The 23,202-nt window shown below is 63.8% G+C and carries 21 protein-coding genes and 1 pseudogene; 15 read left to right on the plus strand and 7 right to left on the minus strand.

What is annotated here, in order from left to right:
* The first annotated feature begins 14 nt into the window (after window positions 1-14).
* Window positions 15-305 (plus strand): antitoxin, encoded by a 291-nt coding sequence (locus TMO_RS02865; protein ID WP_014744081.1) that lies wholly within the window; start codon window positions 15-17, stop codon window positions 303-305.
* 54 nt (window positions 306-359) lie between these two features.
* On the opposite strand, the gene TMO_RS02870 is transcribed toward TMO_RS02865, so the two are convergent.
* Window positions 360-1,178: an alpha/beta family hydrolase gene (locus TMO_RS02870; protein WP_014744082.1), complete on the minus strand. Its 819-nt coding sequence runs from the start codon at window positions 1,176-1,178 to the stop codon at window positions 360-362.
* A 149-nt stretch (window positions 1,179-1,327) separates the two neighbouring features.
* Between TMO_RS02870 and TMO_RS02875 the strand changes: the two are divergent.
* Window positions 1,328-1,773, plus strand: a pseudogene (locus tag TMO_RS02875) (DUF2442 domain-containing protein).
* On the opposite strand, the gene TMO_RS02880 reads toward TMO_RS02875, so the two are convergent.
* The 5 genes from TMO_RS02880 to katG form a co-directional block, all read right to left on the minus strand.
* The gene (locus TMO_RS02880; protein ID WP_187297806.1) at window positions 1,674-2,114 is read right to left on the minus strand and encodes a thermonuclease family protein; all 441 of its coding nucleotides are present in this window, start codon (window positions 2,112-2,114) and stop codon (window positions 1,674-1,676) included. The pseudogene TMO_RS02875 and the gene TMO_RS02880 sit on opposite strands and share 100 nt — an antisense overlap.
* An 833-nt stretch (window positions 2,115-2,947) precedes the next feature.
* The gene (locus TMO_RS30170) at window positions 2,948-3,532 is read right to left on the minus strand and encodes a hypothetical protein (protein WP_228382257.1); all 585 of its coding nucleotides are present in this window, start codon (window positions 3,530-3,532) and stop codon (window positions 2,948-2,950) included.
* Window positions 3,533-3,623: 91 nt separating this feature from the next.
* Window positions 3,624-4,244, minus strand: a complete 621-nt coding sequence (locus TMO_RS30175) for a 7-cyano-7-deazaguanine synthase (RefSeq protein ID WP_081598742.1) — start codon at window positions 4,242-4,244, stop codon at window positions 3,624-3,626.
* On the minus strand, window positions 4,241-5,572 hold the full coding sequence (locus TMO_RS30180) for a nucleoside 2-deoxyribosyltransferase (RefSeq protein WP_086015128.1): 1,332 nt from the start codon (window positions 5,570-5,572) through the stop codon (window positions 4,241-4,243). Before TMO_RS30180 ends, TMO_RS30175 begins: the two co-directional genes overlap by 4 nt.
* 543 nt (window positions 5,573-6,115) lie before the next feature.
* Window positions 6,116-8,278, minus strand: a complete 2,163-nt coding sequence (gene katG / locus TMO_RS02885; RefSeq protein ID WP_014744085.1) for a catalase/peroxidase HPI — start codon at window positions 8,276-8,278, stop codon at window positions 6,116-6,118.
* Between the two features lie 192 nt (window positions 8,279-8,470).
* On the opposite strand from katG, the gene TMO_RS02890 reads away from it, so the two are divergent.
* The 13 genes from TMO_RS02890 (at window position 8,471) to pgmG (ending at window position 22,207) form a co-directional block, all read left to right on the plus strand.
* On the plus strand, window positions 8,471-8,902 hold the full coding sequence (locus tag TMO_RS02890; RefSeq protein WP_014744086.1) for a SufE family protein: 432 nt from the start codon (window positions 8,471-8,473) through the stop codon (window positions 8,900-8,902).
* Window positions 8,903-8,932: 30 nt separating this feature from the next.
* Window positions 8,933-9,724, plus strand: a complete 792-nt coding sequence (locus tag TMO_RS02895) for an aldolase (RefSeq protein ID WP_014744087.1) — start codon at window positions 8,933-8,935, stop codon at window positions 9,722-9,724.
* 124 nt (window positions 9,725-9,848) lie between these two features.
* Window positions 9,849-10,235 carry an OsmC family protein gene (locus TMO_RS02900; RefSeq protein ID WP_014744088.1) on the plus strand — a complete coding sequence of 129 codons (387 nt, stop codon included), beginning with the start codon at window positions 9,849-9,851 and terminating at the stop codon, window positions 10,233-10,235.
* 65 nt (window positions 10,236-10,300) lie between these two features.
* Window positions 10,301-11,722: an amidase gene (locus TMO_RS02905; RefSeq protein ID WP_041604804.1), complete on the plus strand. Its 1,422-nt coding sequence runs from the start codon at window positions 10,301-10,303 to the stop codon at window positions 11,720-11,722.
* Between the two features lie 467 nt (window positions 11,723-12,189).
* Window positions 12,190-13,416 carry a radical SAM protein gene (locus TMO_RS02910; protein WP_014744090.1) on the plus strand — a complete coding sequence of 409 codons (1,227 nt, stop codon included), beginning with the start codon at window positions 12,190-12,192 and terminating at the stop codon, window positions 13,414-13,416.
* A gap of 40 nt (window positions 13,417-13,456) precedes the next feature.
* Window positions 13,457-13,897 (plus strand): PaaI family thioesterase, encoded by a 441-nt coding sequence (locus TMO_RS02915; RefSeq protein WP_014744091.1) that lies wholly within the window; start codon window positions 13,457-13,459, stop codon window positions 13,895-13,897.
* Window positions 13,898-13,991: 94 nt separating this feature from the next.
* Entirely contained in the window at window positions 13,992-14,747 is a 756-nt protein-coding gene (locus tag TMO_RS02920; RefSeq protein WP_014744092.1) for a Phenylacetic acid catabolic protein, read from the plus strand.
* A gap of 848 nt (window positions 14,748-15,595) precedes the next feature.
* Window positions 15,596-16,432: a division plane positioning ATPase MipZ gene (locus TMO_RS02925; protein ID WP_014744093.1), complete on the plus strand. Its 837-nt coding sequence runs from the start codon at window positions 15,596-15,598 to the stop codon at window positions 16,430-16,432.
* Window positions 16,433-16,525: 93 nt separating this feature from the next.
* Window positions 16,526-17,269 (plus strand): hypothetical protein, encoded by a 744-nt coding sequence (locus TMO_RS02930; RefSeq protein WP_014744094.1) that lies wholly within the window; start codon window positions 16,526-16,528, stop codon window positions 17,267-17,269.
* A gap of 16 nt (window positions 17,270-17,285) precedes the next feature.
* Entirely contained in the window at window positions 17,286-18,062 is a 777-nt protein-coding gene (locus tag TMO_RS31035) for a Heat shock protein DnaJ-like protein (RefSeq protein ID WP_014744095.1), read from the plus strand.
* A 349-nt stretch (window positions 18,063-18,411) separates the two neighbouring features.
* A complete protein-coding gene (galU, locus tag TMO_RS02940) occupies window positions 18,412-19,311 on the plus strand; it encodes a UTP--glucose-1-phosphate uridylyltransferase GalU (RefSeq protein WP_014744096.1) in 900 nt (299 codons plus the stop codon).
* A gap of 101 nt (window positions 19,312-19,412) precedes the next feature.
* Window positions 19,413-20,732, plus strand: a complete 1,320-nt coding sequence (locus TMO_RS02945) for a UDP-glucose dehydrogenase family protein (protein WP_014744097.1) — start codon at window positions 19,413-19,415, stop codon at window positions 20,730-20,732.
* 65 nt (window positions 20,733-20,797) lie between these two features.
* Window positions 20,798-22,207: a phosphoglucomutase/phosphomannomutase PgmG gene (pgmG, locus tag TMO_RS02950; RefSeq protein ID WP_014744098.1), complete on the plus strand. Its 1,410-nt coding sequence runs from the start codon at window positions 20,798-20,800 to the stop codon at window positions 22,205-22,207.
* 85 nt (window positions 22,208-22,292) lie between these two features.
* Here the strand turns inward: pgmG and TMO_RS02955 are convergent, their stop codons facing one another.
* On the minus strand, window positions 22,293-22,973 hold the full coding sequence (locus TMO_RS02955; protein WP_014744099.1) for a TerC family protein: 681 nt from the start codon (window positions 22,971-22,973) through the stop codon (window positions 22,293-22,295).
* Between the last annotated feature and the right edge of the window lie 229 nt (window positions 22,974-23,202).

A 23,202-nucleotide genomic window follows, 5' to 3' on the forward strand; every position in this document is an offset into this window, starting at 1 on the left:
AGGGAGACGCGGTGATGTCGAAGATGGATATGCGTCACGCCAGACTGTTCCGCGCCGGCCCTGATCAGGCCGTGCGGATCCCGAAGGGTTTTGAACTGCCGGGCGACGAGGTGATCATTCACCGTGAGGGCGACCGTCTGGTCATCGAACCCGTCGCCAGGCCGGGGCTGCTCGCGCTTCTGGCGACATTGGAGCCGATTGACGAAGCATTTCCCGACGTGGACGAAGGTCTGCGCGCCCGTGACACGAACCTCCGGGTGTCCTGTCAGGGGGCTGGGCTTATGGTCGAGAACCGGCTCGACTGAGCTGGAGCGCCTTCCCGGCAGCTACGCCCCTGGCGGTCACTGCCGTATGCCGCCTCAACATCCGACCGCCACGACCCGGGGCGGTGCCGCGGATGCCCCGGCCGCCATGTCCGGGGCGAGGTCGAGGAAGGCGAGGATGGCCGAGAGGATGGCGGCCTCGTCCTGGTCCGGCAGATCGGCGTAGTCATGCCCGCCCGGCACCGGCAGAATGCGGATGGTTCCCGAGAGGGCATAACGCCCGGCATCCACCGCCGTGCCATAGGGATCCTGATCGCCCTGGATGATCAGAAAGGGCGTATCGAGCCGGGCGAGGTGATCGGTGCGGGCCGGGTCTTCGTCCTGCAAGGGGTGCCTGAAGGGATAGCCGAAGCAGACGAGCCGCGTGATCCTGGGGTCCGCGCCGGCCAGCGAGGTCACGATCCCGCCTGCGGAATGGGTGAGGCACCAGATCCGCTTTGCCGGCAGCCCGTCGAGGAAGTCCCGCAGATCGCGGGCCGCGACGACATTCGCCCGCCTCCGTGGCCGGAGGGCATAGTCCCAGCGGTCGGGACGGGTGAGCAGGATCATCGATTTGATCAGCCGTTCGACGATCCACCCGAGAGCAGGCCACCGGCGGCGCAGCGCCCTGACCTGCGGGCCGGCCAGGGCCTCGAACCTGCGGTCGAGCAGCTTGAAGGTCCGGGTGGTGCGCGTCTCCAGCCAGCAGACCGGGATGCCCCGGTCGTGGATCACGCCAATGATCCGGTCGATCATCGACGAGGCCCGCCGATAATTGTTCCGGCCCATGACGATCAGCAGGGTGTCGGCCTCGGGCGACCCCAGATGGCGAACCGGCCCGATGCCCGGTCTCGCGAAAAAATGGGAGATCGGCATCGGTGGTTCACTCTGTGCGTTACTGCATATGGCAGCCTGTTTTATTGTAAGCGGGTGATGATTGCCTCACAAGCGGGCGTGCGCCAATTCCGTGCGGGGGCAGGCGCATGAGAGCCTGAGGCATGTTCCGACCTGCGGGAGACGGATCCATGGCCGAACTGACCGATGCCGCAATCGATGCCGCCCTGGAGCGCGGCCGCCTTGCCCATGCGCAGGAACCGCGCGCCGCGGCGGCACGCTATGACCGCGGCGAGGGCCTGGTCATCGTCGATCTGGAGAATGGCTGCGTCTTCGCCTTTCCGCCGCGGCTGGTTGCGGGGCTGGATGGGGCAACCGCTGATCAGCTTGCCGCGGTCCGGATCCTCGGCAGGGGGTATGGCCTCCATTGGGAAGAACTGGATGTGGATCTGTCGCTGCCCGGGTTGATGGCGGGGCGCTTCGGTCCCGGGATCTGACCGAAATGGCAGACGGAGCGGGCCCGTCCGATAGCGGGCGCTACTGCCGCCCGCGCTGCCGCCAGGCCTCGGGCGGCGTGAACCGGCCGGCCCACAGGCCACGGCCGGCGGCGCGGGCGTCGGCTTCCGGTGTGAGGTAAAGGCCGGAATAGCGACGATAGGCCAGCGCCAGCCCGTCGCGCACCAGCCGGGCGCCCAGATCCTCGCCGTTCGCCTGGCAGAGGGCGAGGGCGCGCTTATAGCGGTCGCGCCCTGTCACCACGCAGACCACCTCTCGTCCCTGTATGAGTGCACGCAAAGCCTCGCTTGCGGCCGCCCCGCAGGCCCAGGGCCGGCCTTCGCCGTCGGTACAGATCTGGTCCGTCTCCTGTGCGTCGATGCCGTAAAGCCGGACCCGCTCACCCGCAACTTCCAATGTGTCGCCGTCGATCACCCGTGCTTCGCCGGCCAGTTCCCGGGCGAGAGCATGGGGCGACGCCAACGCCACCGCCAAGGCGGCGGCGCATGCCGCTCCTGTCCTTCTCATCCGGTCCACCAACTGAAGCGCAGGACGGCGCGCCCGCCGTGAGATGCGCTTGAGCTTTTGGCTTGGTGGCCGGGGTTGAGAAAACCGTCACATGAGCGGCCCTCGGACCTTTAGGCGGAGCCTTGGACATACGTCCGAGCCCCCGGCCGCAAGAGCCAAGATAGCCGATTCCAGTTCGGCAGACCGCATGTGAAGGGGTTTCTCACGCCCCAGGCACCGGCTGCGTCCTCCGGTTCCCGGCTCGACAATGCCATGACGGTGGGGATAACGGAAAGGAAAACCGCTCTATGCGCGGCCCGCGCGATAAATACTGAAGGATGTCGCAGCTTTTATTATTCTAGCCGCATGGAATATCGCGGTGCGGATGTATCCGGTGCTGAAATGCGGGGAAGTCCACCGCCAGGAAAACCGGCATGAAGACGCGTTGAGCGGAGGCGTACCTCCGCCCTTCGGTCATCATCCTGGACTGCCGAAGCTTCGACCGGGGGTATTCAGCCGATCATGCAATATCGGCCCCCGAACTTTTCAGGCCACCGCCCTTGGACATCGTTCGGGCCCCCGGCCGCAAGCAGTCGTCCGGCCTGGGGCGAAAAGGCCGGATTACCGCATGTGAAGGGTTTCTCACGCCCTGAAGCAGATTGCGGCGATCAGCTTCATGAGGGAGAATAGCAGAGAAATAATAGTTTTAAAATGAAGAATAAGACAACTTATAGGAGTGGAGGAATTTTCTGCATAACTGAAGGACTAAGCAGCTCTATTGTGCGGCAAGCCGTCATTTTATCAAGGGATTATTTGTCAAATTCAAGTTCTAATTGTTTTTTATATTGGGCAGCTTGATAGTGCCAGATAAGTGAATCAAAATCACGCCGTGAAATATCCAGTAAGTCCGCCGCAAAATTGAAGACGTCTCGGAGATAAGCGTAGCCGTTATTCTCCAGTCCCGCGAGTTCTGCGAAATTCTGAACGTGTCGATCCACAGCGACACAATCCATGCCAACCAAGCATGCCATATAGTCAATGGTTTTGGGCCCTATACCGTGGATTTTCTGCAAACCTGAGCAAAAAGTCTCCTCCCGTAAAGACATTAGAAGTTCGTCAGTATTCTCAATTCGAGCATTTGATATAAAAGAAACTACATTCTCAAATCGGGATATTTTTTCATTATGCGTCCACTGTAGGAATTTTGAAGTTCCTTCATCCTGCATAATTTGTATTACCGAGCCAGTGGTCGATGCGTGAGGAAATCTTTCAAGTATGTAATGGATCCGGGGCCTTATAATTTTCTCGTAACTTAGCCCTGCCTGAAGTGTAGCATCAGCTAGTACAGCGCCCATGTGGTGATAAATAGGTCTGCAGGGGGGCCGGTTCAGCATGATGCCAGTCTCCACAGCGCGATCAGCAACGCGTCGTGCAGCATATAGTGCATCTATATACGTTAATTTTCGCGTCATTTTCCTCAACCCACTACACAGTGGACGCTTCCGCTAAGGCTTTTAATCTCTCGACGCAGTTTGGACAAGCTCCGCACGGAAACGAGCTTGAGGCCTGACAAGAGAAAGTGCGACCGATTGGCACGTTAAGTTCCAGGGCTCGTCGTATAACATCAGCTTTAGTATTTTTTCGAAACGGTGCATGGAAACGCACAGCACCCACCCCCCTGGATAGCTCATCAAGACCATTCATAAACTCGGTACTACAGTCTATTTCTTTGGCATGATTGCTATTGATAAAACCAGAATATACATCGAGAATTCCAAGAGTCTGTGCACGGGCCGCTGCCACGGCAAAGAATAGCATGGTCCGATATGGCAGGTAAAGATCATCATCTGATACTGACTCTCTCCAAAGATCTGCCTCGCAGATCATCCGAGAGCGTGATCCAATAAAAATGTCCGAAATATTTAGACGCTCAGGTCTTAAGACTTCTGGCGGCAGTAATTCATTAACATTTTTCCACTCTATCTCAACGCAATGCTGTCCATAGTCAAAAAATATTGGCTGAATTTTAATATCCATTTTGGTGAGTAGGTAGCACACAGTGGTTGAATCTAGGCCGCCCGAGACCATTACGACAGCTTTTTTCATGGGTTGCCAGCCTGCAATTTTGATAGGACATCAAAAAGACCATTTAAGCATATATCGAGGTTGCTTGAATAAACGGTGCTCCCCACTATTACCATAGTGTTGGCATTTTCTTGGAGCGGATCATAGGTAACTAGAGGCTTCTTATTTGCAATGGCCACTCCCATCTCGATAAGAGTACCCGGATCGCGTCCCAAAGGTAAGGCGAATACTACGGCACACTGACTGAGAATATTTAGGTCCTCGGCGTAAATTTTATGCATATGATGCTCCGCACTGTTAGGGTTGAGTTCTCCATTTTCTTGTATCGGCCTGCGAAGTAGGAAATTATGATAATTGAGGGCATTGATAACCTCCTCAATATACGTTCGATCTATGTATGAAAAATCGGGGGCTGCAAAGTATATTGGAAAAAGCCGTCGCACGTGCCAAGATAGATTTGTTCCTCCAAGATCACGCATTTGCTCGACTGTGAGTGCCAAGCTGCGTTGAACATCTCTCCGAAAATCGTCAGGGTATGTAGTTTGCGCATAGCATGTCGCAGCTCTCGCCGCTTTCCATGCTGCGCCGAATACGTCTGTGCTGATCAAGTAAGTAAATACAGCGGAATAAACATCACCTACGCCCACTGAATTGGTAGTTTGACCAAGAAGGGCTGGGACTTCGTCCCCTTGATCAGTACGGAGATCAAATACCCGACTACCACCGCGATTTTCTTTCAAGAGAACAACATCCGGAGATAGGTGACGTAGGCAATTCAGCAGCGCCGATATATCATCCGATGCTCTTTCTAAAAAAAATCTGGAGGAAGTTGACGTAATAAGAGCAGATATCTGTCCTGAAAACGGGGAGAGAATATCAATATCGGGAATGTCGTAAGCGATATCTATGCTGATCTGCGCCTTATCAGCTAATATATTCTTTAGGTCTCCGATGTTATATTTTCCTGGAAATATCAGGCAGGAACTATAATTTTCGAGATTTGCTTCGCCATCATTTATTTCGCAATATTTCTCTTCTAGGAGAAGATCTTCATAGTTTTGGTCTCCAATTTCGAGAGGGTCCCTAATCACCATAACATTCGGGGCCCCCTTAACTTCTCCGAGCCATATGAAATTACTGCATTGAAGTTCTTGGAGGAAGTGGCGTGCTTGATCTACTAGATATCTTGGGCAGATCGCGGCTACTGCATAGCTGGCGTTGATAGCCCAGAGACCACGTGCTGCATGTATGATGCCACCAAGCCGTAACTTACTGCTTGTACCTGTCGTGGGTAGGGTAAAATCTATGTAAATCTCGCCGATCAGTAGAAGTGCGGAATTTTCGCTCATGGTTCACCCGGGGCAAAATCAACGCTAATAGAAGTGAATGGAGTTGATGACGATGTTACGACTCGGCCCTTATAGGTGAAGCCCGCCACAATGCAATCCGCTATGTAGTTAAATTTTGTCGGTAAGGCGCCCACGGATTCTCCATTCGCGTCCACTGTGAATAGTCTCCGCTGATGTATTATGGATAAAATTGTATTCGTAGGCGGGGCGGATTTATGTTTTAAAAAATAGGAACAAAGCTCTACCTCTTCCAAAATGCAAGAGAATGCACGTCCACAACGGTCACCTCCGCTTGCGCCGCTACCAACTTCATTACCTGTTCCTTTCGATTGAGATCCTGGGTAGTCTGTTAACCTGCCAGAACCGCTGCTACCCATGCCAGACGCTCCTTTGGATATGGTCCTTCTAGTTTATTTTTGGCGATACATATTAAATTTCAAGTGCATCTTCGATCGGAAGAGAGGGTCTTGGAGATGGCTGCGTCTTCGTGTCGGTGGTGCGCAGCGGCCGTGGCGCTCCCGCGCCACGGCCGCCCGCCTCACCTCACACCAGATCAAACCGATCCGCGTTCATCACCTTCGCCCAGGCCGCCACGAAATCCGTGACGAATTTCTCCTGCGCGTCGTCCTGCGCATAGAGTTCCGCATAGGCCCGCAGGATCGAGTTTGAGCCGAAGGTCAGGTCCAGTTCGGTGGCGGTCCATCTGGTGGTGCCGGTGGCGCGGTCGCGGAGGTCGTAGAGGCCGCCGCCGGCAGGCGTCCAGGTCAGGGACATGTCGGTCAGGGTGACGAAGAAGTCGGTGGAGAGCACGCCTGCGCGACTGGTGAAGACGCCGTGTTTCGTGCTGCCGTGATTGGTGCCGAGCACGCGCATGCCGCCGACCAGCACGGTCATTTCAGGGGCGGTCAGGCCCATGAGCTGGGTGCGGTCGAGCATCAGCTCGGCCGGGCTGACGGCATAGTCGGCCTTCAGCCAGTTGCGGTAACCGTCGTGGATCGGCTCCAGCGGGGCGAAGCTGTCGGCGTCGGTCATCTCGTCGGTGGCATCGCCGCGGCCCGGGTGGAAGGGGACGGTGATGTCGAACCCGGCCGCCTTGGCCGCCTGTTCGATGCCGAGATTGCCGGCGAGCACGATGACATCGGCGAGGCTGGCGCCGCTTTCCGCCGCGATCGGGGCCAGCACGTCCAGTACCCGGGCGAGGCGGGCGGGCTCGTTGCCCTCCCAATCCTTCTGCGGGGCAAGCCGGATGCGCGCGCCATTGGCGCCGCCGCGCATGTCGGAGCCGCGATAGGTGCGGGCGCTGTCCCAGGCGGTGCTGACCATGTCTGCGACCGAAAGCCCGGCGGCGGCGATCTTCGCCTTCACCGCGTCGACATCCCAACCGGTCGGGCCGGCCGGCACCGGGTCCTGCCAGATCAGGTCTTCCGCCGGCACGTCGGGGCCGACATAGCGGATTTTGGGGCCCATGTCGCGATGGGTGAGCTTGAACCAGGCGCGGGCGAAGACCTCGGAGAAATAGTCCTGATCGGCGTAGAACTTCTCGGAAATCGCGCGATAGGCCGGGTCCCTGATCATCGCCATGTCGGCATCGGTCATGATCGGCATGCAGCGGATCGAGGGGTCCTCGACATCGACCGGCTTGTCTTCTTCGCGGATCTCGACCGGTTCCCACTGCCAGGCGCCGGCCGGGCTCTTGCACAGCTCCCACTCGTGGTTGAACAGCATGTGGAAATAGCCGTTGTCCCAGCGGGTCGGATGGGTGGTCCAGGCACCCTCGATGCCGCTGGTGATCGTGTCGCGGCCCATGCCGCGGCCGGTGGGGTTGGCCCAGCCCAGGCCCTGCGCCTCGACCGGCGCGCCCTCGGGCTCGGGTCCCAGCAGGCCGGCATCGCCATTGCCATGGGTCTTGCCGACGGTATGGCCGCCGGCGGTGAGTGCCACGGTCTCCTCGTCGTTCATCGCCATGCGGGCGAAGGTCTCGCGGATCGCCTGGGCGGTCTTGAGCGGGTCGGGCTGGCCGGCGACACCTTCCGGGTTCACATAGATCAGCCCCATCTGCACCGCGGCGAGCGGGTTTTCCAGCGAGGTTTCGGCCTCGCTCGCATAGCGCTCCCGCCCGAGCCAGGTGGTCTCGGGGCCCCAATAGACGTCGAGTTCCGGATGCCAGATGTCCTCGCGGCCGAAGGCGAAGCCGAAGGTCTTGAGGCCCATGGTCTCGTAGGCGATGGTGCCGGCCAGCACGATCAGATCGGCCCAGCTGACCCTGTTGCCGTATTTCTTCTTGATCGGCCAGAGCAGGCGCCGCGCCTTGTCGAGGCTGACATTGTCCGGCCAGCTGTTCAGCGGCGCGAAACGCTGGTTGCCGGTGCCGCCGCCGCCGCGGCCGTCGGAAATGCGGTAGCTGCCGGCAGCGTGCCAGGACAGGCGGATCATCAGCCCGCCGTAATGGCCCCAATCGGCCGGCCACCAGGGCTGGCTGTCGGTCATCAGCGCGCGCATATCCTGCTTCAGCGCCTCGAAATCGAGCGTCTTCAGCGCCTCGCGATAGCTGTAGCCGCGGCCGAGCGGGTTGGTCTTGGTGTCATGCTGGGACAGGATCTCCAGCTTCAGCGATTTCGGCCACCAGGCCGTCACCGAGCTGTCGGCGGTGGTGTTGCCGCCATGCATGACGGGGCATTTGCCGCCTTGGGGGTTCATCTCGTTCATCGCGTCCTCCTGCCGTGCTCCGCTGTCGGGCTGGTCTTGTTGATGTTGATGAAGAAGAAGCATATGGCGCCGGAATGACGGATGTACGAGCCGAATCGGGGGATCGGATGACCGTTGTCTTGCACTTCTCCCGCTCTGCTCGATATGGTGCCGGACATCCTGCTCCAAGCCAGGTCCGGAGACCTCTGCCCCATGGCCAATGCCGCGACGGAAGAGCTGATCGAGAACTTCTCCCTGTTCGACGACTGGGAGGAGCGCTACGCCTATCTGATCGATCTGGGCCGCAAACTGCCGGACCTGCCCGAGGCTGAACGCACGCCCGAAAGCAAGGTCGAAGGCTGCATGAGCCAGGTCTGGCTGCTGAGCGAGGTGGAGCCGGGCAATCCACCGGTGATCCGCTATCGCGCCGACAGCGACAGCCAGATCGTCCGCGGGCTGATCGCAGTGCTGATGACCGCCTATTCCGGCGAGCCCGCCGACCGGATCATCGCCACCGACATCAACGACATTTTCAACCGCATCGGTCTGGACCGGCATCTGAGCCCCAACCGCCGCAACGGCTTCTACGCCATGGTGCAGCGGATCTCGGACACCGCCGCCCGGGCGATGAAAGCTTCGTCCTGAGAGCAGCCCCTTCCGGAGTGTCGCACCGCCATGGCTCAAGAACTGACGATCACCGGCGAAGCACCCGCGGTGCTGCGCAATTCCTCCATCGACCGGGCGGCGCTGGCCCAGGCGCGCATCGATCTGGCCGCCAGCCTGCGCATGGCGGCACGGCTGGGCTTTGCCGAGGGGATCTGCAACCATTTCTCGGCGCTGGTCCCGGGGCGGGATGATCTGTTCCTGGTCAACCCCTATGGCCTCGCCTTCGCCGAGGTGACCGCCTCCAGCCTGCTGGTCTGCGATTTCCACGGCAATGTGATCGAGGGCGAGGGCCGGCCCGAGGCGACGGCGTTCTACATCCATGCCCGGCTGCACATGAAGAAGCCCGGCGCGCGGGCCGCCTTCCACACCCATATGCCCAATGCCACCGCGCTGACCATGATCGAGGGCGAACCGCTCGCTCATGCCGGGCAGACCGCGCTCAAATTCCTCGGCCGGACCGCGGTCGACCCGGTCTATAACGGGCTGGCGCTGGATACGGCCGAAGGCGACCGGATCGCCGCGGCCATGGGCGATGCCGACATCCTGTTCATGCGCAGCCATGGCGTGATGGTCACCGCCCCCTCGATCGCCGAAGCCTGGGACGATCTCTATTTTCTGGAGCGTGCCGCCGAGGTGCAGATCCGGGCATTGCAGACCGGTCGTCCGCTGATCCCGGTGCCGGCGGATGTGGCGGCCATGACCAACGCCCAGATGCGTGACGAGGATGCCGAAAGCGCCCGGCTGCATCTGGAAAGCGTGAAGCGGATCCTGGCGCGCAGCGAGCCCGATTACGCGGATTGAGCCGGACCCACGGGCGGCCCCGGGGGGGGAGGGGCGCCGGCGCGCGCCCTCCGTCCGGCTTGCAGCCGGGCGCATGTAGGGGTCTGATGGGGGGCACCGACCGACGTGCAGGAGACCCCGACCCATGGCCAGAGCAGAGGCGGCAATCGGTGCCGCACGCTATGCCGTTTCGATCCGGACCGGCAACCACCAGCTCGTTGCCGACGAACCGCAGAAGCTCGGCGGCGCCGATGCCGGCCCGGCGCCCTATGACCTGCTGCTGGCGAGCCTGGGCGCCTGCACCGCCATCACGCTCAAGATGTATGCCGAGCGCAAGCAGTGGCCGCTCAACCAGGCGAAGGTCGCGCTGCATTATCTGGTCGAGAACGGCACCGGCCGGATCGAGCGGGTGCTGACCCTCGACGGCCCGCTCGACGATGATCAGCGCGCGCGCCTGGCCGACATCGCCGAGCGCACGCCGGTGACGCTGACGCTCAAATCCGGCCTCGCGATCTCGACCAGCCTGTCTTGACCGCCGATCCCGATACCCGGCCCGCCAGAGGCCGGGATCTGCAACCGATGCCCGAGGAAATCCCCATGGACGAGCTGATCAGGGCGACCGCCCGCGATCTGGTCGCGCGGTTGGCGCGCGGCGAGGTGACCCCGAACGACCTGCTGGATGCGCTGGAGCGACGGGTCGAGGCGGTGGATGGCGCCGTCAACGCCGTGGTTACCCGCGCCTTCGATCAGGCCCGCGCCGCCGCCCGACACTGGATGCCGACGACCGATCGCCGCCGTCAGCCGGGCCGGCTGCACGGGCTGCCGGTGGCGATCAAGGATCTGACCGCGACCGCTGGCATTCGTACCACCTATGGCTCGCCGCTCTTCGCCGGGAATGTGCCGGCGCAATCGGACAACGTTGCGGCCCGACTGGAAGAGCGCGGCGGCATCATCTACGCCAAGACCAACACGCCCGAATTCGGCGCCGGCGCCCAGACCTTCAACGAGGTCTTCGGCACCACCACCAATCCGTGGAACACCAGCCTGACCCCCGGCGGCTCGTCGGGCGGCTCGGCCGTGGCACTGGCCAGCGGCACGGCCTGGCTGGCGCAGGGGTCGGATCTGGGCGGCTCGCTGCGCATTCCTGCCGCTTTTACCGGCGTTGTGGGTCTGCGCCCGACCCCGGGCCGCGTGCCCCACGGCCCCTCGGTCTCGCCCTTCTCGACGCTGTCGGTCGAGGGGCCGATGGCGCGCGACGTGGCCGATCTGGGGTTGATGCTCGATGCCATGGCCGGCCTTCATCCGCGCGATCCCCTGTCGCGCGAGGCGGAGGCGGGGCTGTTCGAAGCGGCGGCGACTGCGCCGCGCAAGCCGCGGCGGGTGGCGGTTTCCGTCGATCTGGGGATCGTGCCGGTGGCGGCGGAGGTGCGCGCCGCCTTCGGTCGCGCGGTCGACCGGCTGGCGGCCGAGGGCGTCGAGATCGTGCCGCTCGAGACCAGCTTTGCCGAGGCCGAGAGCGCCTTCAAGGCGCTCCGCGCCGGGCTGATGGCCACCCTGCACGAGGATATGCTGCAGGCCCATCGTGACCGGCTGAAGCCGGATCTGGTCTGGAATATCGAACACGGGCTGGGGCTGGATGCCGCGACGCTTGGCCGGGCCGAGCGGGCGCGGGCGAAAATGACGCTGGATCTGATCGATGAACTCTCACGCGTCGATCTGGTGCTGACCCCCACCGTGCTGACCCCGCCCTTCCCGCACACGATCCGGGCGCTGGAGGAAATCGAGGGGCATCGGTTCGAGACCTATGTCTCGTGGCTGGCGCTCACCTTCGCGATCACGCTGACCGGCACGCCGGCAATGTCGCTGCCGGCCGGACGCATGGCGGGCGATCTGCCTTTCGGTCTGCAACTGGTCGGCCGGCCGGCGGATGAGGCAGCATTGCTGACCCATGCGGCCTGGATGGAAACGGTGTTCACACCCGTCAGGGAAGTGCCCGTAAACCCTCGGATTCCTGGCTAAATCTGCCTATCCGGGCAGGCAGATGAATCTCATTCCATTGTATGATTAATACCTACGATAGACTGTAGAAGTCCATGTAATGGACTATCGGGCGGGTCCTGCGCAGGTGTGCGCGGGTCTCGCCTTTTTCTTTGAAAAACAGGTGGTTGTGGTGCCTGATCCGTGGCGCTTGCGCCCCATGGGAGAGTTGCGCAATCCGAAACTATCCTGAATGTGCATATGTCCAATTCCCCTTCTGCGTTCATGATGCGAAATTCGATCGCTTTTTATGTTGAGAATACATCCTGGAAGTTGCTCTAATACACGCCAGGGATGCAATGACCCTCAATGATAGCGACAGCGGGCCGATACCGGACCCAACCCGCGCGGGGCCACCCGACCCTTTTTGATCGGGGCGACATGAACCGCTGCATCGGTACGGCCGGCACGGCCATTGCCGGCGACGGCGGAGACAAAGGGGGACGACGATGAAATCCGAGCTGCGAAAGGCCCGGTCGCGTGAACGTGTGGCACGCATCCAGGCCCTGACGGCGGAGGACCCCGTCCTCGGGGCCCGCCTCAACCGCATCCTGACCCACGCCCGGAACGTCAGGGTCACCGAATACCACCTGACCAACGCCTGCAACATCCGCTGCAAGGGCTGCTGGTTCTTCGAATACGGCCACGACACCGCCACCCGCGAGGTCAAGGATCTGGCGACGCTGGAGAGCTTCCTCATCGACGAGACGAAGCGCCGGCGGGTGAATGCTGCGCTGGTGATCGGCGGCGAGCCGACGCTGTTCCCGGACCGGCTGCGGCTGTTCGTGAAGCACCTGCGCTATGTGACGGTCTCGTCGAACGGTCTCAGGCGTCTGCCCTGGGACGGGTTCGAAGACGTGAACGTGATGCTGACCCTGTTCGGCGGCGGCAAGCTCGACGACGAGTTGCGCGCGATCAAGCCGAGCGGCCGGCAGTTCACCGGCCTGTTCGAGACGGTGCTCGAGAACTACCACCAGGATCCGCGGGCGAACTTCGTCTATGCGCTGACCGAGGACGGGATCGAATACATCGAGGACACCGTCCGGCGCATCGCCGAGAACGGCAACCGTCTGTCGTTCAACTTCTACAGCAAATACGGCACCGACGATCCGACCGCCCAGGCCCATCAGGATGCCCTGCTGGCCGAGGCGCTGAGGGTCAAGGCGCTCTATCCGGATGTGGTGCTGAGCCATCCCTATTATATCGAAGCAATGATCACCGGCCGGACCCATTGGGGCGCCGATTTCGGCTACGACGTCTGCCCGTCGATCAGCATCGATCATCCGGATCATGCCGAGCGGCTGGAGAACGGCAACCCGGTGCTGCCCTTCTTCAACACCTGGGCGGCGGACCTGAAGACGGTGAAATTCTGCTGCACCTCGGGCCATTGCGACGGCTGCCGTGACAGCCAGGCGGTGAATTCCTGGCTGATGGTCAGCATGGACCGCTTCCTGGACAGCCGCGAGATGCTGGAGACCTGGATCGGCATCGCCGAGGGCTACTGGAATCAGTTCATCTGGACGCCCTTCAACCCCTATGCCGCCGCCCATCAGACGATGAAGGCGGAGCGGGCCGGGCCGGTGGAAGAGGTCGAGGACGGTGGCCATGTGCCCGCGCGGGTGCCGCATGCACCGGCGGTCCCCGTCTCTGCTCAGTTCCAGGGCGTCGGACACTGATCGCCATCCTGCGGGTCGCATCTCGCAGGAAGGAGGGGAGATGACGGCTGCAGATCTGATCACGGGTCCGGAGGGGGGAACCCCCGACGCCGTGCTCACCCGCCTGAACGCGCTCGATGTGCTGGTCCATTCCGGCATCCGTGTGACCGCCGGCCCCGATGGGGCGGTGGTCGCGCGGGTGGCGGATCCGGGCCCCGAGCATGTCGAGCAGGGGGCGGCGGGACCGGTGATCAACGTGGTCATGATCATGGGGCTGGCCGATTGCGCCCTGGCCGTACCCGCCATTCTGGCGGCCGGCGGGGCGCGGTGCGCCACGCTCGAAAGCGCCATCAAGCTGGCGGAACCACTCAAGCCCGGCCCTTTCGAGGGACGGGGGCGGGTGGTCGGCCGGCAGGGCGACCTGTTCACGGTCGAGGTGACGGTCGTCGATGATCAGGGCCGGATCGGTGCGACCGCCACGGGGCTGGTCGCCCGGATCTGATCCAACGAGCCGGCGGCCATGCACCGCCAGCCAATCGGCCTCAGGGGGTTACTGTGGCCATTTTCTCAATCACAGGTAAATCCGGAGACAGGACATGAACGAGTCCGTTGCAAGCGCCGCCGAAGCCCCCCTGATCGTCGAGGGGCCCGAGCAGTTCTACAAGATGCCGAAGGAATATCAGGATCTGGTCATCCATCAGCTTCGCGCCCATACCGAGGGCGAGCTGACCGGCGCGGACGACTACACCCAGCTGCTCTATCCGATGGCGCCGGATCCGTATGAGCGCAAGATGTGCTGCGAGCGGGCCGCCGAAGAGGTCGACCATTTCATCCGCGGTGCCGAGGTGCTCAAGGATCTGGGCATCGACGTCTACTACATGATGGATCAGCACTTCCAGGAGCGGCAGCACTACCGCACCGATGCGGTGCGCAAGATCGACAGCTGGGTGCAGCGCGGTCTGTTCTCGATGATCGGCGAGGGCGCCGTGCTCGCGATGATCGAGGAAATGGCCCAGTCCTCGTACAAGCCGATCGCCGACATGTGCATCTCGATCGTCATGGACGAGTACAACCACGTCGCCCAGGGCCGCCGCATCGTGAAGCAGTTCTGCGCGACGCCCGAGGGCCGCGCCCTGGTGCAGGCCGAGCTGGAAGGTGTGTGGTGGTCGACCATGCTCGACCTCTTCGGCCGCTCCGAGAGCGAGCGCTCGAAGCTCTACGTGAAGTGGGGCCTGCGCAAATATACCAACGAGGAGGCCCGCCAGCGCTACTGCGCCCATATCGTGCCGCAGCTGCGTGAACTGGGCCTCGACGTGCCGGACGACTGGACCCGGGGCCGCAAGTTCCTCTGATCCGTCCGTCTGCATCGGAAGGGGCGTCGCCTGCGAGGGCGGCGCCCCTTCGCTTTTGCGAGGGTGCATTGCACAATGAATGGGCGGTGCTTCCCCAGATCGGGGAGTGTCGCCTTAAAAATGTGCAGAACTGCAGCCGACAGCTGAGCAAGGGGCGGTATGTGGCCTCCAAACCCCTGCGATTCCGCCGCTTGGGAGATTTGGCACGGGCATTGCTAATAATCCTGTGGACGCAGGTGACGGGGCGGGGAGCGCCCCAGTCGGATCCTGGTGATGCACAGCGCGCCACCAGTATTCGATGTGTCGCCTGCTGGTCTTATGAAGACGAACTGGTATCGAAACTAAGAGGGCGAAAAAAAGATTTGACCGACCTAAGTAAAGTTGGTCTAATCACCTCGAAGGGACGGCTTCACGAGACTGAATGTCCTTCCGAAAGGCAGGACTGGCCGGGTTGAGGGCACGGACGGAGTGCTTGAAGCGGGGGTGAGTGCTTTCCGCTCGACCCTCAACCCGGATCGCCTCTCGAAGTTTTGGTGCCTCTTCATCCATCTTCTGCTTAGGCTCTTCGGTTACCTCTCCACACTGTCGACTTTACGGCCGGTCGGATCCCAGGATCCGCCGGCCGTTTCTTTTTTCTGCGGCCGCTTCCGACGCAGGGCAGATCATATTCCTCTGTCCCGTCTGGGATTTTCCTGAAGCCCCGGGCAACGGGTGCTTGACCCGCCGTCTCACCCGGCTATCGTGCGGCGGCCTCTTCTGGGGCGGGACGTTTCAGGTCATGATGACGTCCGGACGGTGCGGAGGCGGCCGGAAGGACCGGGTTCGCGCGGGCTGAGGGGAAGCGAGGCATGGGCGGTCAGATCCCTGCGCATATCATCGTGCTGGGCAACGAGAAGGGTGGCTCCGGCAAGTCGACCACGGCGATGCATCTGGCGGTGGGGCTGATGAAGCTTGGCCAGAAGGTCGGCGTGATCGATATCGACAGCCGTCAGCGCACCATCAGCCGCTATATCGAGAACCGTGCCGCCTTTGCCCGCGAACAGCAGGCCTGGATGCCGGTGCCGGAAAGCGCGGTCATCCCGCGCTCCGACAAGCCGAGCCGGGCGGAGATGGAGGCGGATGAGCGCGAGGCCTTCGTGGGCGCGCTTGCACGGCTTGCCCGCGACAACGATGTCGTCATCATCGACAGCCCCGGCAGTGACCATTTTCTTGCCCGCCTGGCCCATTCCTTCGCCGACACGCTGATCACCCCGATCAACGACAGCTTCATCGATCTGGACGTGCTGGCCCGGGTCGACCCGGAGACGCTGAAGGTGCTGGGCCCCAGCGTCTATGCCGAGATGGTCTGGAACGAGAAGAAGACCCGGGCGATCCGTGATCGCGGCACCATCGACTGGGTGGTGATGCGCAACCGCCTCTCGTCGACCGAAAGCCGCAACAAGCGCGATATGAGCCGGGTGGTGGAGCAGCTGTCGCGACGTGTGGGCTTCCGCGTCGCGCCGGGCTTCGGCGACCGGGTGATCTATCGCGAGCTGTTCCTGCGCGGGCTCACCATGCTCGACCTGCGCGACGTGGATGCGAACATCTCGCTGTCGATGTCGCATATCGCCGCCCGGCACGAGGTGCGCGGCCTGATCGAGGCCCTGCGGCTGCCGATGCTGGACGGCCGCGACCTGATCCTCTGATCGGCCCCCTTTCCACGACGCCGCAAGCCCCCATGTAGGAAACGAGTGTGTGAAGATCCGCTTCATGCGCCGTCAGACCTGTGGGAGACCGGCATGACCCGAGACCTTCGCCCCGGCCACCCCGCGCGCCCGCCGGCCAGCTCTGCCGAGGTCGATGGCTTCCTGGCCGAGGCGCGCCGGAGCGTGCCGGCCCGGCCGGCCACCCCCCGATCGACCACCCATGGCGGGGTCGCCGCGCGCCTGATCCTGGCGATGGACGCGACCCAGAGCCGGCAGCCCGGCTGGGATCTTGCCCAGGGGCTGCAGGGGGAGATGTTCCGCGTGGCCGGCGATGGCGGGCTTGCGGTCCAGCTGGTCTATTACCGTGGGTTCGACGAATGCCGCGCCAGCCGCTGGGCCGGCGATGCCCTGGCCCTGGCGCGCGTGATGTCGCGGATCGACTGCCGGGCCGGTCGCACCCAGCTGGCCCGCATCCTGTCTCATGCCGTGGCCGAGGCGCGGGCCGCCCCGGTCCACGGGCTGATCTTCGTCGGCGATGCGCTGGAGGAACCGGTGGCGCCGCTGGAGGCGGGGGCGGCGGATCTGGCCATGCTGGGGGTGCGGGCCTTCATGTTCCAGGAAGGCGGCCACCCCGAGGTCGCCGCAGCCTTCGGACGGATCGCCCGGATCACCGGCGGAGCCTTGCTGCCCTTCGATCCCGCTGCCCCCGACCGGCTGCGGGCTCTGCTGGGCGCCGTCGCTGCGGTTGCAACCCGGGGGGCGGCGGCCCTGGAGCGGCCGGGCCGGGCCGATCCCAAGGCGCTCAGCCTGCTGATCGGGCGCATGGGCGAGAGGTGAGCGTTATGGGGGTGAGGTGGTGATCTGGGCCCTGCTTGCCGGTTTCGTCAGCCTGATTGCCGTGCTGACCCTGGGCGGACGTCTGGGGCGGGTGGATCGGGCCGTGCTGAAGCGCATCGGCCTGTGGAGCCTGGTGGTGCTGGCGGCGGTTGCTGCCGTTCTGCTTGCCGTAACCGGCAAATGGCCGGCCGTTGCCGCCGTGGCGGCGGCGACCCTGCCGGTGGTGATGCGGCTGGCGCGCACCGCCCTCGGGCTTGTGCCCGTCTGGCACCTGTTTCGCCGGGCCCGGCCCCAGGGCGGGGCGGGGCTCGGGACGGCAGGCACGGCCCGCAGCCGCCTGCGCACGATCGAGACCCGCAGCCTGCGCATGACGCTGGAGACCGATACCGGCGCCATGTCGGGCGTGGTCCTGGACGGGCCGGAGCGGGGGCAGGGCCTTGAGGAGTTGCGCGTCGAGACGCTGATCGCGCTGCTGCGGCGGTTGCGGGTGGAGGATCCGGACGGCGCCCGTCTGCTGGAAAACTGGGGGGAGCGGACCTATGGGCCGGGCTGGTCCGACCCTTCTCCGGGCAGCGCCGGTACCGGGAACGATGCTACGGCTGCGGACGAGATGTCCGAGGCCGAGGCGCGCGCCATTCTGGGGGTGGAGGCCGGTGCCGGGGCCGCCGAGATCACCGCCGCGTGGCGACGGATGATGGCCCGGGTGCACCCCGATCATGGGGGCAGTGCAGCTCTTGCAGCGCGGGTAAATGCCGCCCGCGATCGCCTTCTGGGCACCCGGTCGCGTGCGTGATCCGGGGGCGGCCGCCCCTTCCGCCCGCGGGCTGCGATTTGCGTCTGCGGCCGTTCAAGGCTATAAGTTGTGCCGTTCGTCGGTCAGACATGTGACCATCGATGCCGTGAGATCGCCTCTGGTGACAAATTGGGGGCAGGTCAAAATAGGCGTCGCATCGTGTTCTGTTGCGATGCAATATATGTAGGGTCGATCGGCGGATCGACGGTGCGCCTGCCCGAGGCGAGGCAGTGCCGTGCATCCGCTGCGGACCATGTGGGCAGCATGAGCCGCGATATCGAATGACACGTGACCGGTCGGACGATCGTTCCGAAGAACGCCTCAAGAATTCGATCCAGCGATTAGGTCCATGAGCAACACCAAGCCCGTTCGCAAAGCCGTCTTCCCCGTCGGTGGCCTGGGCACGCGCTTCCTTCCGGCCACCAAGGCCATGCCCAAGGAAATGCTGCCGGTCGTCGACAAGCCGCTGATCCAGTACGCCGTGGAAGAGGCGCGTGCCGCCGGCATCGAAGAGCTGATCTTCGTCACCGGCCGGAACAAGACCGCCATCGAAGACCATTTCGACCAGTCGTTTGAACTGGAGTGGACGCTGCAGGAGCGCGGCAAGCACGACCAGCTGACCCAGCTGCGCCGCTGGCTGCCGAAGGCCGGCAATGTGTCCTATACCCGCCAGCAGGAGCCGATGGGCCTGGGCCATGCCGTGTGGTGCGCCCGGCATCTGGTCGGCAACGAGCCCTTCGCCGTGCTGCTGGCCGACGATCTGGTCCTTGCCGACCGCCCGTGCCTCAGCCAGATGGTCGAGGTCTACGAGCAGAAGGGCGGCAATGTCGTGGCTGCGATGGATGTCGCCCCTGAGCACACCTCGCGCTATGGCATCATCGACATCGCCCAGGATGATGGCCGTCTGGTCACCGCCCGCGGCATGGTCGAGAAGCCGAAATCCGACGAGGCGCCTTCGCGCACCGCAGTGATCGGTCGCTACATCCTGCAGCCCGAGATCTTCGATCATCTGGGCCGCCACGAGCGCGGTTCGGGCGGCGAGATCCAGCTGACCGACGCGATCCGCGCCATGGTCGAAAGCCACCCCTTCCATGCGGTGCGCTTCGATGGCGAGCGCTTCGATTGCGGCGACAAGGCCGGCTTCATCCAGGCGAATATCGCCTTCTCGCTGGCCCGCGTCGATCTGCGCGACCAGGTGAAGGACTTCCTGGCCGAGCGCCTTTCGACCTACCGCGACGCCGCCCAGTAAGGCTATAGTTCGGCGCGCAGGGCCCGCGATCCCGTCCTCCAGGGGGCAGGATCGGGGGCTTTGCGCGCCGTTCGCGCTCACTGGCAAAGGAATTGGCTTCCATGCGCGTCGCGATGATCGGCACGGGCTATGTCGGCCTTGTGTCGGGCACCTGCTTCTCCGAATTCGGCCATTCGGTCGTCTGTGTCGACAATGACCGGTCGAAGATCGAGCGGCTGCTCGGCGGCGAGATCCCGATTTACGAGCCCGGCCTCGACGATCTGGTCGCCCGCAATGTGCGCTCGGGCCATCTGGGCTTCACCACCGATCTGGCCCAGGCCGTGCGCGATGCCGAGGTCGTGTTCATCGCGGTCGGCACGCCCAGCCGCCGCGGCGACGGCCATGCCGATCTCAGTTATGTTTTCGAGGCCGTGCGCCAGGTGGCGATGGCTGCCGACGGCTACCGGCTGGTGGTCACCAAGTCCACCGTGCCGGTCGGCACCGGTGCCAAAGTGAAGGCGCTTCTGGCCGAAACCCGTCCGGATCTTCCCTTCGACGTCGCCTCGAACCCCGAATTCCTGCGGGAAGGCTCGGCGATCGAAGACTTCATGCGCCCCGATCGCGTGGTGGTCGGTACCGAAACCGCGCGGGCGCGCGAATTGATGACCGAACTCTACCGGCCGCTCTTCCTGGCGGAGACGCCGATCGTCCACACCACGATCGAGAGCGCCGAGCTGATCAAATATGCCGCCAACGCCTTCCTCGCCACCAAGATCACCTTCATCAACGAAGTGGCGGATCTGTGCGAGAAGGTGGGCGCGAATGTGCAGGACATCGCCCGCGGCATCGGCCTGGACGGCCGCATCGGCCGCAAATTCCTGCATGCCGGCCCGGGCTTTGGCGGATCCTGCTTCCCCAAGGACACCCGCGCCCTGGTCTCGTCCGCCCAGGAATACAACGCGCCTCTCTCGCTGGTGGAGCAGGTCGTGGCGTCCAACGAGGCCCGCAAGCGCCGCATGGCCGACCGGGTGATCGCCGCCGCCGGCGGCAGCCTTGCCGGCAAGACCGTGGGCGTGCTGGGCCTGACCTTCAAGCCCAACACCGACGACATGCGCGAGGCGCCGAGCCTGGACATCGTGCCGGCGCTGATCCGCGCCGGCGCCACCGTCCGGGCCTATGATCCCGAAGGCATGGCCGAGGCGCGCCGCCTGCTCGACCGTGTGGTCTGGGCCGAGGATGCCTATGATGCCGTCACCGGCGCCGATGTCGCGGTGCTCGTCACCGAGTGGAACCAGTTCCGGGCGCTCGACCTTGACCGGGTCAAGGCGGCGATGAAGGCTCCGGTCATGGTCGATCTGCGCAATGTCTACAAGCCGGAAGAGATGGCCGCCCGCGGCTTCGCCTACAGCTCGATCGGCCGCCCGGCCGCAGGGCTTGGCTGAACCGGTGGCCGCTGCCATTCTCTACCCCCGAGCCGTTCTTCAAAACCGACCCTGAGAGGCCGTTCGTGACCAAGCTCGTCCACCGCTTCCATCCGACCGTGCTGCGCGAATACGATATCCGCGGCATCATCGGCGAGACCCTGGGGACCGAGGACGCCTATGCCATCGGGCGGGTCTTCGCCTATATGCTGAAGGCCCGCGGCGGCGCGTCCGCTGCCGTCGGTCGCGATGGCCGGGTGAGTTCGCCCGATCTGGAAGCGGCGCTGGTGCGCGGGCTGACCGAAGGCGGCGTCGACGTGATCCGCGTGGGCCTGGGCCCCACCCCGATGCTCTATTACGCCGCCCAGACCCGCGGCGTGGACGGCGGCATCATGGTCACCGGCTCGCACAACCCGCCGGACCAGAACGGCTTCAAGATGGTCATGCTCGGCAAGCCCTTCTTCGGCGAGGACATCCGCGAGATGGGCCGCATCGCCGCCGAAGGCGAGCTTCTGCCGGCACCGGCGACGGGGGCCGACAACGACGCGCCCGACGTGCTGTCGGCTTATGTCGCCCGGCTGACCGAGGGGCTGTTCAAGACGGTCGCCCGCGAACCCGTGGTGGTCTGGGATGCCGGCAATGGTGCGGCGGGTGAGGCGCTGACCATGGTGGCGCGCAACCTTCCCGGCCGCCATGTGCTGCTCTATGCCGATATCGACGGCACCTTCCCGAACCATCACCCCGACCCGACCGAGCCGCACACCCTGGTCGACCTGATCGCGAAGGTGGCCGAGGAAGGTGCGGATCTGGGCATCGCCTTCGACGGCGACGGCGACCGCATCGGCGTGGTCGACGGCAAGGGGCGCATCCTGTGGGGTGATCAGCTGCTGATGATCCTGGCCCGCCCGATCATCGACCGCATCCCCGGCGCCACCATCATCGCCGATGTGAAGGCGAGTCAGGCGCTGTTCGACGAGATCGCCCGCCTGGGCGGCACGCCGGTGATGTGGAAGACCGGCCATTCGCTGATCAAGACCAAGATGAAGGAGACGGCAAGCCCGCTCGCCGGCGAGATGAGCGGTCACGTCTTCTTCGCCGACGGCTACTACGGCTATGACGATGCGCTCTATGCCGCGGTCCGCCTGCTCGACCAGCTGGCGACCACCGGCGAGAGCATCACGGCCATTCGTGACGGCCTGCCCGAGATGGTCAACACGCCTGAGATCCGCATTCCCTGCGCCGACGACCGCAAGTTTCAGGTGGTTACCGATATCGCCGCCAAGCTGGCGGCCGAGGGCGCCCAGGTCGACCGGACCGACGGCGTGCGGGTGAAGGTCGATGGCGGCTGGTGGCTGCTGCGCGCCTCCAACACCCAGGCGGTGCTGGTGGCCCGTGCCGAGGCGGCCGACGATGCCCGGCTGGCGGCGCTGAAGGGCGAACTGGCCCGGGTGCTGACGGCGGCCGGCGTCGAGGTGCCGGCGGCCCTCGCAGTCTGATCCGCCTGCCGTCTTCCTATATGGAAAGGGCCGCTCCCGGTTGGGGCGGCCCTTTTCTTTGCGTCGGCGGCAGGGAGGGCGGTGGTCAGAAGCCGGCGCCGGCTGCGTGCATCACCTCGTTGCTGCCGCGCCAGATCATGTCGAGCGCCACATAGCTGATGATGGCGAGGCCGACATAGGCCAGCCAATGATGGCGTTCCAGCAGCTTGGCGACATAGTTCGCCGCCAGGCCCATCAGCGCGATCGACAGCACCAGACCGATGATCAGCACCTCCATGTGATGACGCGCGGCGCCGGCCACCGCCAGCACGTTGTCGAGCGACATCGATACGTCGGCGATGATGATGGCGGTCAGTGCCTGACGCATGGTCTTGGGCGCCGCCGCCTTTTCTTCCGGCAGTTCGTCGACGCCGTCGGCAGGGGCGCTGCCTGGGGCGGATGCTGCGGCCGCCGCCTCGGCGGCTGCGGCCTTGCGGGCCTGGCGCAGTTCCTGCCACATCTTCCAGGCGACCCAGAGCAGCAGAATGCCGCCGGCCAGCGTCAGGCCGATGATTTCGAGCAGTTCGACGGTCACGGCGGCGAAGGTGATGCGCAGAACCGTGGCCGCCAGGATGCCGTAGATGATCGCCTTGCGGCGAAGGGCTGCCGGCAGGCCGGCTGCGGCCATGCCGATGATCACCGCATTGTCGCCCGACATCACGACGTCGATCATGATGACGGTCAGAAGCGCGCCGAGGCCGTCGGCGGAGACGAGGAATTCGGGCAAGATCCCAACCTTCGTGCAGCGGCCCGGATGATGAGAGGGGGAGGGGGCCGCGGGAGACGGGCGTCCCTCGGGTGCAGGGGGCGCGCCCTTGTTCTATGCCTGCCCAACCGCCTTCACAAGCCCCGCCCCGCAGCCCGGCGCCCGGCCCGCCCCCTCTGTTACCCCCGACCTTGGTCCCTGGGCCTTTGCCATCGGGAGCGGCAGACTGGCACGAACGGTATAGTTGCGA

This window comes from Tistrella mobilis KA081020-065, assembly GCF_000264455.2.
GTDB classification, from domain to species: domain Bacteria; phylum Pseudomonadota; class Alphaproteobacteria; order Tistrellales; family Tistrellaceae; genus Tistrella; species Tistrella mobilis.

Excerpts from the sequence above, each read along its gene's own strand:
- katG (WP_014744085.1), bottom strand. The coding sequence starts at position 8,278 with ATGAACGAGATGAACCCCCAAGGCGGCAAATGCCCCGTCATGCATGGC.
- TMO_RS02870 (WP_014744082.1), bottom strand. The coding sequence starts at position 1,178 with ATGCCGATCTCCCATTTTTTCGCGAGACCGGGCATCGGGCCGGTTCGC.
- TMO_RS02905 (WP_041604804.1), top strand. The coding sequence starts at position 10,301 with ATGGACGAGCTGATCAGGGCGACCGCCCGCGATCTGGTCGCGCGGTTG.
- TMO_RS02865 (WP_014744081.1), top strand. The coding sequence starts at position 15 with ATGTCGAAGATGGATATGCGTCACGCCAGACTGTTCCGCGCCGGCCCT.
- TMO_RS02920 (WP_014744092.1), top strand. The coding sequence starts at position 13,992 with ATGAACGAGTCCGTTGCAAGCGCCGCCGAAGCCCCCCTGATCGTCGAG.
- TMO_RS02910 (WP_014744090.1), top strand. The coding sequence starts at position 12,190 with ATGAAATCCGAGCTGCGAAAGGCCCGGTCGCGTGAACGTGTGGCACGC.
- TMO_RS02930 (WP_014744094.1), top strand. The coding sequence starts at position 16,526 with ATGACCCGAGACCTTCGCCCCGGCCACCCCGCGCGCCCGCCGGCCAGC.
- TMO_RS02900 (WP_014744088.1), top strand. The coding sequence starts at position 9,849 with ATGGCCAGAGCAGAGGCGGCAATCGGTGCCGCACGCTATGCCGTTTCG.
- TMO_RS02890 (WP_014744086.1), top strand. The coding sequence starts at position 8,471 with ATGGCCAATGCCGCGACGGAAGAGCTGATCGAGAACTTCTCCCTGTTC.
- TMO_RS02925 (WP_014744093.1), top strand. The coding sequence starts at position 15,596 with ATGGGCGGTCAGATCCCTGCGCATATCATCGTGCTGGGCAACGAGAAG.
- TMO_RS02945 (WP_014744097.1), top strand. The coding sequence starts at position 19,413 with ATGCGCGTCGCGATGATCGGCACGGGCTATGTCGGCCTTGTGTCGGGC.
- TMO_RS02915 (WP_014744091.1), top strand. The coding sequence starts at position 13,457 with ATGACGGCTGCAGATCTGATCACGGGTCCGGAGGGGGGAACCCCCGAC.
- TMO_RS30170 (WP_228382257.1), bottom strand. The coding sequence starts at position 3,532 with ATGCTGAACCGGCCCCCCTGCAGACCTATTTATCACCACATGGGCGCT.
- TMO_RS30180 (WP_086015128.1), bottom strand. The coding sequence starts at position 5,572 with ATGAGCGAAAATTCCGCACTTCTACTGATCGGCGAGATTTACATAGAT.
- galU (WP_014744096.1), top strand. The coding sequence starts at position 18,412 with ATGAGCAACACCAAGCCCGTTCGCAAAGCCGTCTTCCCCGTCGGTGGC.
- TMO_RS02895 (WP_014744087.1), top strand. The coding sequence starts at position 8,933 with ATGGCTCAAGAACTGACGATCACCGGCGAAGCACCCGCGGTGCTGCGC.
- TMO_RS30175 (WP_081598742.1), bottom strand. The coding sequence starts at position 4,244 with ATGAAAAAAGCTGTCGTAATGGTCTCGGGCGGCCTAGATTCAACCACT.